This is a genomic window from Solemya elarraichensis gill symbiont (genome assembly GCF_002021095.1).
Lineage (GTDB): Bacteria > Pseudomonadota > Gammaproteobacteria > Chromatiales > Chromatiaceae.
The window spans coordinates 1-7,220 of the sequence record NZ_MPRK01000079.1 but is presented as its reverse complement, the minus strand read 5'-3'; the positions used below and the strand labels follow the sequence as shown (position 1 = coordinate 7,220).

Annotated in this window: 8 protein-coding genes; 3 read left to right on the top strand and 5 right to left on the bottom strand. The window is 54.1% G+C overall.

The genetic code is table 11. From position 1 onward, the window contains the following. Nucleotides 1-82: 82 nt before the first annotated feature. From BOW51_RS05520 to trxB, 3 genes are all read right to left on the bottom strand, one after another. Nucleotides 83-262, bottom strand: coding sequence for a hypothetical protein (locus BOW51_RS05520; RefSeq protein WP_078476823.1), 180 nt, complete (start codon nt 260-262; stop codon nt 83-85). Next, entirely contained in the window at nt 252-911 is a 660-nt protein-coding gene (gene aat, locus BOW51_RS05515; RefSeq protein WP_135568078.1) for a leucyl/phenylalanyl-tRNA--protein transferase, read from the bottom strand. The genes BOW51_RS05520 and aat overlap by 11 nt, the downstream gene beginning before the upstream one ends. A 73-nt stretch (nt 912-984) precedes the next feature. Next, on the bottom strand, nt 985-1,944 hold the full coding sequence (gene trxB / locus BOW51_RS05510) for a thioredoxin-disulfide reductase (protein WP_078476821.1): 960 nt from the start codon (nt 1,942-1,944) through the stop codon (nt 985-987). Between the two features lie 129 nt (nt 1,945-2,073). On the opposite strand from trxB, the gene BOW51_RS05505 reads away from it, so the two are divergent. From BOW51_RS05505 to BOW51_RS05495, 3 genes are read left to right on the top strand one after another with little or no spacing between them, the layout of a single operon-like run. Beyond that, the gene (locus BOW51_RS05505) at nt 2,074-4,389 is read left to right on the top strand and encodes a DNA translocase FtsK (RefSeq protein WP_245828529.1); all 2,316 of its coding nucleotides are present in this window, start codon (nt 2,074-2,076) and stop codon (nt 4,387-4,389) included. 44 nt (nt 4,390-4,433) lie between these two features. Next, the gene (gene lolA / locus BOW51_RS05500; RefSeq protein WP_135568077.1) at nt 4,434-5,039 is read left to right on the top strand and encodes an outer membrane lipoprotein periplasmic chaperone LolA; all 606 of its coding nucleotides are present in this window, start codon (nt 4,434-4,436) and stop codon (nt 5,037-5,039) included. After that, entirely contained in the window at nt 5,039-6,355 is a 1,317-nt protein-coding gene (locus BOW51_RS05495; RefSeq protein WP_078476818.1) for a replication-associated recombination protein A, read from the top strand. Before lolA ends, BOW51_RS05495 begins: the two co-directional genes overlap by 1 nt. A gap of 14 nt (nt 6,356-6,369) precedes the next feature. On the opposite strand, the gene BOW51_RS05490 is transcribed toward BOW51_RS05495, so the two are convergent. Together BOW51_RS05490 and BOW51_RS11105 are read right to left on the bottom strand one after the other, a co-directional pair. Beyond that, complete coding sequence (locus tag BOW51_RS05490; RefSeq protein ID WP_135568076.1) at nt 6,370-6,702, bottom strand: hypothetical protein; 333 nt, start codon at nt 6,700-6,702, stop codon at nt 6,370-6,372. Between the two features lie 279 nt (nt 6,703-6,981). Beyond that, a partial coding sequence (locus BOW51_RS11105) for a hypothetical protein (protein WP_167367245.1) occupies nt 6,982-7,220 on the bottom strand: 239 nt, incomplete at its 5' end.

Genomic DNA, 7,220 nt, shown 5'->3' with positions numbered 1-7,220 from the left:
TGGAAAGCAGCGTTAAATCGTTTTATGATCGAGTTTGAAGATCGACTCATTGACCATATTTGAACAGGGCAGTTACACAGAATTATCTACAGGCTCCACTGCGCCTGAAACCCTGTGCCAGCAGGCCGCCGTAAAAAGCGGAATTCATACTGAACTGGGGATCAATGATATGCAGTGTCGTGGTCTCGTCATCGAGATAGCTGCACTGGTGCGGAACGCCAACATAGAGGGTGACGCTGACGCTTGTCTCATCATGCATCATTTGTTGCTATCGCCTCCTGTCGCCATTCAAATTGCTCCTCTGATTCTACAGCCAGTTGATTGAGTTGCAGAAAATCGTCACGTGCAACTGTCTCGGCTCCCAGCGATACCAGGTGACTGGTGACAACCTGGCAGTCGATGAAATGAAACCCCCATGCCTGCAAGCGTTTCGTCAGCATCACAAGTGCGACCTTGGATGCATCTGGCACGAGGCTGAACATCGACTCGCCATAAAAAGCCTTGCCGACAGACATGCCGTAGAGTCCGCCTACCAGTTCCTTATCCTGCCACACCTCGACCGAATGGGCGAAACCGAGAATATGCATGCGTTTGTAGGCAGCCTGCATTTTATCGACGATCCAGGTACCGTCCTGCTGTTTGCGTGCAACAGTCGCGCAGGCAGTGACCACGCGGTTGAAGTCGAGATCGAAAGAGATTTCGAAACGCCCCTGGCGCAAGCGTTTCGCCAGGCTTCTCGATATATGCAGCTTGCCCGGGAAGAGCAGGGTACGCGGGTCCGGTGACCACCACAGGATCGGCTGGCCCTCGCTGTACCATGGGAAAATTCCCGAGCTATATGCATTGACGAGCCGGATGGGCTCAAGGTCACCGCCTGCTGCGAGAAGACCATCCGGCTCTTTTTCCGCCATTTCCGGATCCGGAAATGGCGTTGCCGGGTCAGTTCCTTCGAGTGAGATGAGTATTGTTATACCCCGTTATCCATCAATCTTCTTCGAGGCCGTCAAAAAAGCGCTCTGCATCCAGTGCAGCCATGCAGCCGGTTCCGGCTGAAGTGACCGCCTGGCGGTAGATGTGATCCATAACATCACCGGCAGCATAGATACCATGAGCGGATGTCTGGGTGGCATGCCCATTGAATCCGCCTTTTACCTTGATGTAACCGTTATCCATCTCCAGTTGGCCTTCAAACATGGCAGTGTTCGGCTTGTGGCCAATCGCAATGAAAACACCCTGCAGGTCGATATCCTTGGTACTGTCATCCTGTACATTTTTGATGCGCATGCCCGTAACACCGGTTTTGTCGCCCAGTACTTCGTCGAGCACATGGTTCCATTCAATCTTGATGTTGCCGTTCTCTGCCTTTTCAAGAATGTGATCCTGCAGTATCTTTTCAGACCTGAGTGAATCACGGCGGTGCACAAGGGTGACCTCTTCGGCGATATTCGAGAGGTAGAGTGCCTCTTCCACGGCAGTGTTTCCACCGCCGATAACAGCGACTTTCTGGCCACGGTAGAAGAAACCATCACAGGTCGCACAGGCAGAAACGCCCTTGCCCTTGAACGCCTCTTCCGATTCGAGCCCGAGGTACATGGCGGATGCGCCGGTGGCGATAATCAATGCATCGCAGGTGTATTCGGCCTGGTCGCCGGTGAGGCGGAAAGGACGCTCGGAGAAGTCGACTTTGCTGATCCAGTCAAAAATGATTTCAGTATCGAAACGCTCTGCGTGCAGGCGCATGCGTTCCATCAGTTCCGGGCCCTGTACGCCGTTGGTATCACCGGGCCAGTTATCCACCTCGGTGGTAGTCATCAGCTGACCGCCCTGTTCCATACCGGTGATCAAAACCGGGTTAAGGTTGGCTCGTGCGGCGTAAACAGCGGCAGTGTATCCGGCCGGGCCTGATCCAAGGATTAACAGGCGGCAATGACGGGTTTCACTCATGTATAATTCTCCAGATTAGGATAATGATTGCAGTTTGTTCTGCATCACCATATAAGATATATATAAATTTTACGGAATGGCGGGGTGCGGGTAAAGCGCTCTTCACCACAGCAGGGGAGATAATTGTCGTTGAGCAATAGTGCAAACATCGGGAACAGGGGAATCAGGGAGCGTCTGCGCGAAGGTGCCTTTGTTCTGGTTATAGCTATAGCAGCCTATTTCCTGCTTGCCTTTCTATCCTATTCGCCTGATGACCCAGGCTGGTCCTTTATCGGTGAACGCGACGGTGTTCATAATGCAGGTGGCCCTGCAGGCGCTTGGTTTGCCGATGTTTTCTATGCCTTTTTCGGGATTTTCGCACTGCTTTTCCCTGTCATGATCGTGTGGAGCGGCTGGCTTTTCATGAAAGAGCGCACGCCTGATGATCACCTCAATACGCCACTTTTCCTGATCCGCTGGAGTGGTTTTGCGTTAACCATTATCAGTGGCTGTGGCCTTGGTGCCCTGCACCTGACGGATTTTGGTCTTGGCCTCAGCCATGGTGCTGGCGGTATTTTCGGCAAGGCGATTGCTCCCGGCCTGGTTGAAACACTCAGCCCGGTGGGTGGCACACTCCTGTTGGCCGCACTCTTCCTCGCAGGCCTGACACTTTTCACCGGTCTCTCCTGGTTTGCCCTGATGGACTGGATTGGCGGTATGACGCTCGATTTCTTTGCCTGGATCAAACGCCTTTTCGAATTGCGCAAGGAGAAGCAGGAGGAGGCGAAAGAGGCGAAAGTCGCGAAGAAGAAGCGCAGCGAGGCACTCAAGGTCGAGAAGCAGCGCGCCAAGAAACGTGAATTGCCGAGTATCGAGCCCAAGGTGCAGAAAATCGTCAAGAGTGAGCGTGTCGAGAAAGAGAAGCAGGTCACCCTGTTCGAACCTGATCCCAACACCGAACTGCCGCCATTGGCACTTCTCGATGAGCCTGAGGAACGTGTCCAGCAGTACTCCGAGGAGTCGCTGCAGGGGATGTCACGACTGGTTGAGCTGAAGCTTGCAGACTTTGGTATCGAGGCGCTGGTCAAACATGTCCATCCGGGTCCGGTTGTTACTCTCTTCGAAATCGAACTTGCTGCCGGTACCAAGGCCAGCAAGGTCACCAGTCTTGCCAATGACCTGGCACGCGCCATGTCCACTATCAGTGTGCGCGTGGTCGAGAATATTCCCGGCAAGAGCTATATCGGCCTGGAGATTCCCAACGAGCAGCGCGAGATCGTCTATCTCAGCGAGGTGCTGCGTTCGGAACAGTATGACAAGTCGAAGTCGCCTCTTACAGTGAGCCTCGGCAAGGATATTGCGGGTCATCCGACAGTTGCGGATCTTGCCCGCATGCCGCATGCGCTGATTGCAGGAACCACGGGGTCGGGTAAATCGGTCGGCGTTAATGCGATGATCCTGAGTATCCTCTTCAAGGCCCGTCCTGATGAAGTGCGCCTCATCATGATCGACCCGAAAATGCTCGAACTGTCGGTCTATGAAGGCATTCCGCACCTGCTGTGCCCGGTGGTCACCGATATGTCTGATGCAGCCAATGCGCTGCGCTGGTGTGTCGCCGAGATGGAGCGTCGCTACAAGTTGATGGCTGCACTCGGGGTGCGCAATATCGGCGGTTACAACAAGAAGATAGTCGATGCCGAAAAGGCAGGTTCACCGCTCACCGATCCGACTTTCAGAATTGATCCCAACCTGATACTGGATGAGGATGCAGAGCTGCCACAGGCGCCTGTACTGGAAAAAATGCCCTATATCGTTGTGGTCGTCGACGAGTTTGCTGACATGATCATGGTGGTCGGCAAGAAGGTTGAGGAGCTGATTGCACGACTCGCGCAGAAGGCGCGTGCTGCAGGTGTTCACTTGCTGCTGGCAACCCAGCGCCCCTCGGTTGATGTTATTACCGGCCTCATCAAGGCGAATATTCCGACACGTATTGCTTTCCAGGTCTCCTCGCGTGTCGACTCACGAACCATTCTTGATCAGCAGGGTGCCGAGCATCTCCTTGGCCATGGTGACATGCTCTATTTGCCACCCGGGTCGGGTATACCCAAACGTGTGCACGGTGCTTTCGTTGATGATCACGAAGTGCATGCAGTGGTCGAATTTATCAAGAAACATGGTCAATCAAGTTATCTCAACGAAATTCTCGAGGAACCTTCGGAGCCGATCCCGGGTCTATCTGCTGAAGCGTCAGGTGTGGATGTCGAGGATGTGGATCCACTCTTCGATGAGGCAGTACAGATTGTCACCGAGACGCGTCGTGCCTCTATTTCGGGTGTACAGCGTCGTCTCAAGATCGGTTACAACCGTGCTGCTCGAATGATCGAGGAGATGGAACGTATCGGTATCGTCTCCGCGCAGGAGAATAACGGCAACAGGACGGTGCTTGCACCGCCACCGGTTGAGTAACAGGCGACCTGGCCTGGCACACCGGCAAACGACACGGAGTCAATGTGAAAAAAATAGCAGTAATACTGTCAATGCTGTTGGTATGCAATACAGCGATGGCAGACGCCTCCCGAGTGGAGGGCTTTCTTGGTGGTCTTAAAACTCTCAAGGCAGATTTTTCCCAGTTCATTGAAAGTGATGATGGAGTCACTCACTCCCAGAAAGGTGTGCTCTATCTCAGCAGGCCGGGCAAGTTTCGCTGGGACTACGAGGGTGACGAGGCGCAACTGATCGTGGCTGACGGCAATCGTGTGTGGCTGCTCGATCGCGACCTGGAACAGGTATCGCACCAATCCCAGGAGACCGCCTTGCGCGGTACACCAGCCCAGTTGCTTGCTGATGAGGCAGGAGTGGAAACCCATTTCACTGTCATTGGCAGCTCATCGGATGGCGGAGTCGAGTGGACCGACCTCGCACCGAAAGAGGCTGACAGCCAGGTTGAATTGGTGCGCATCGGTTTCAGTGGCGAGCAACTCGCGAGTCTCGAAATGCAGGACAAGTTTGGACAGACAACCCGGTTTATCTTTTCTGATGTAAAGCGTAATCCCGCACTTGACCGTGAACTGTTCAAGTTCGTTACACCTCCCTCGATGGACGTCTGGCAGCACTGATGGAAGACCTCTTCGACAGCGACAGTGAACAGGCTGGCTACCGCCCGCTTGCTGACCGTATGCGTCCGCGTTCACTCGATGAGTTTCGCGGGCAGATCAAAATCGTTGGTGAAGATACCCCTTTACGCAAGGCGATTGAGAGTGATCGTCTGCACTCAATGATTTTCTGGGGTCCGCCCGGGACCGGCAAGACGACGCTTGCGTCGATGCTGGCAACACACTCAGGAGCCGAGTTTATCAAGCTCTCCGCAGTGCTCTCGGGCGTCAAGGAGATCCGCGCTGCCGTCGACAGGGCGAAACAGCTGCGCCAGATGGGCAAGAGCGCGTTGCTTTTTATTGATGAAGTACATCGCTTCAACAAATCGCAACAGGATGCCTTTCTGCCGCATGTCGAAGACGGTACCATCGTCTTCGTTGGCGCAACGACAGAAAACCCCTCGTTTGAACTCAACAATGCACTCTTGTCACGTGCGCGTGTCTACGTTCTGCAGGCGCTGGACAAGGAATCACTCATCAAAGTGCTGGAGCAGGCCCTGAGTGATGATGAGCGCGGCCTTGGCAAACGCAAACTGCAGATCGAGATGGAGCAGATCGAGCTGATAGCTGAAGCGGCTGATGGTGATGCACGACGCGCACTCAACTTGCTGGAGATAGCTGCCGATCTGTGCAACGGGGATGTGATTGATCCAAACACGGTGACTGAACTGGTTGCCGGTCGGGTGCGTCGTTTCGACAAGGGTGGTGAGGCCTTCTATGACCAGATATCCGCGCTGCATAAATCAATACGTGGTTCTTCACCGGATGGTGCCCTTTACTGGTTCTGCCGCATGATTGATGGTGGATGCGATCCGCTCTATATCGCGCGTCGCGTCGTACGTATGGCATCGGAAGATATTGGCAATGCCGACCCGCGTGCACTGCGCCTGGCTCTCGATGCGTGGGAAGTGCAGGAGAGGTTAGGTTCTCCCGAAGGTGAGCTGGCAATTGCACAGGCGATTATCTACATGGCAGCTGCGGCGAAGAGCAATGCCGCCTACCTTGCCTACAAGGCTGCAATGCGTGAGGCCAAGGAGTCAGGCTCGCTGGAAGTGCCATTGCACTTGCGCAATGCGCCGACAAAGCTGATGAAAGAGCTCGATTACGGCAAAGAGTATCGCTACGCACATGATGAGCCGGATGCTTATGCGGCGGGAGAGAGTTATCTGCCGGAAGAGTTGGAGGGTAGTCGCTACTACTATCCGGTCGATCGTGGACTTGAACAGAAAATTGCCGAGAAACTTGCCTGGCTCAGGTCAAAAGACCGGCAGGCTGATTAGTCAGCCAGTTATACCTAGCCCTGTTTCGCCCTGCGTACTTCATCCATCGGGTCTGTTTCGTCGACCGTCGGTGAAACCTTGCTGTTAAGTGGACTGCAGCGATCTTCCGCGACACCACTCATAGTCAGCAGGGTCCATATTGAAGCAATGAACCACATGACAACACCAAGGGCGAGGGTGTAGAAATCGACACCATCTGCACCAGCAGGTCCGCCAAACAGTGAGTAGATGATGGCGACAACGCCAGCCAGCCAGAAAACCGAGATTGGGGCTGCGCACGATGTACCGCAACCATAGCGGTATGCGCCCATAGGCGGGATGATCACGGAGGTGAGTGTTCTATTCATTTCTATCCTATCCAACTAGCGGTGATTCTTTATTATGTTTGCTCATCTGCGTGAGCATGGACTAGATATAACACAGCATTCCGGATGCCACAAGACGCAGGGAAGGGGGGATCCAGCTGTTTGTACCCGATATATATTGTGGTATTGGTATTGAGTCGGCATGACGAAGCAATGGAAATTGCTTCGTGAGGACTCTCCGTTATCGGCGCTAGTGCGCAGCGCAGGGCATCACAGGAGAAGTGAAAAACTGTTTGAGTGATCGAAGATCGCGAGTTTTTTTCACGCTGTGATGATCAAGTTGCGCGTGACCAGGCGCCGGTAAGGAGCTGTTTCTTTGCCTACTTTCTTGTCAGCACAAGAAAGTAGGGTGGGTGCGCGCCACCGCGCGCTTTCAACATTAAGCCTGTCGCACAGCGACACAAACGCTGCGCGCCAAGGAGAGAGAATCGAAGGCGCGTAGTCCCCGGTAGCCACTAGGCGAGACTGTTTTTCTGACGTGCGCCAGCGCCAAAGGAAAA

Coding starts and splice junctions, on each gene's coding strand:
- BOW51_RS05520 (WP_078476823.1), bottom strand. CDS start 262: ATGATGCATGATGAGACAAGCGTCAGCGTCACCCTCTATGTTGGCGTT.
- aat (WP_135568078.1), bottom strand. CDS start 911: ATGGCGGAAAAAGAGCCGGATGGTCTTCTCGCAGCAGGCGGTGACCTT.
- trxB (WP_078476821.1), bottom strand. CDS start 1,944: ATGAGTGAAACCCGTCATTGCCGCCTGTTAATCCTTGGATCAGGCCCG.
- BOW51_RS05495 (WP_078476818.1), top strand. CDS start 5,039: ATGGAAGACCTCTTCGACAGCGACAGTGAACAGGCTGGCTACCGCCCG.
- BOW51_RS05490 (WP_135568076.1), bottom strand. CDS start 6,702: ATGAATAGAACACTCACCTCCGTGATCATCCCGCCTATGGGCGCATAC.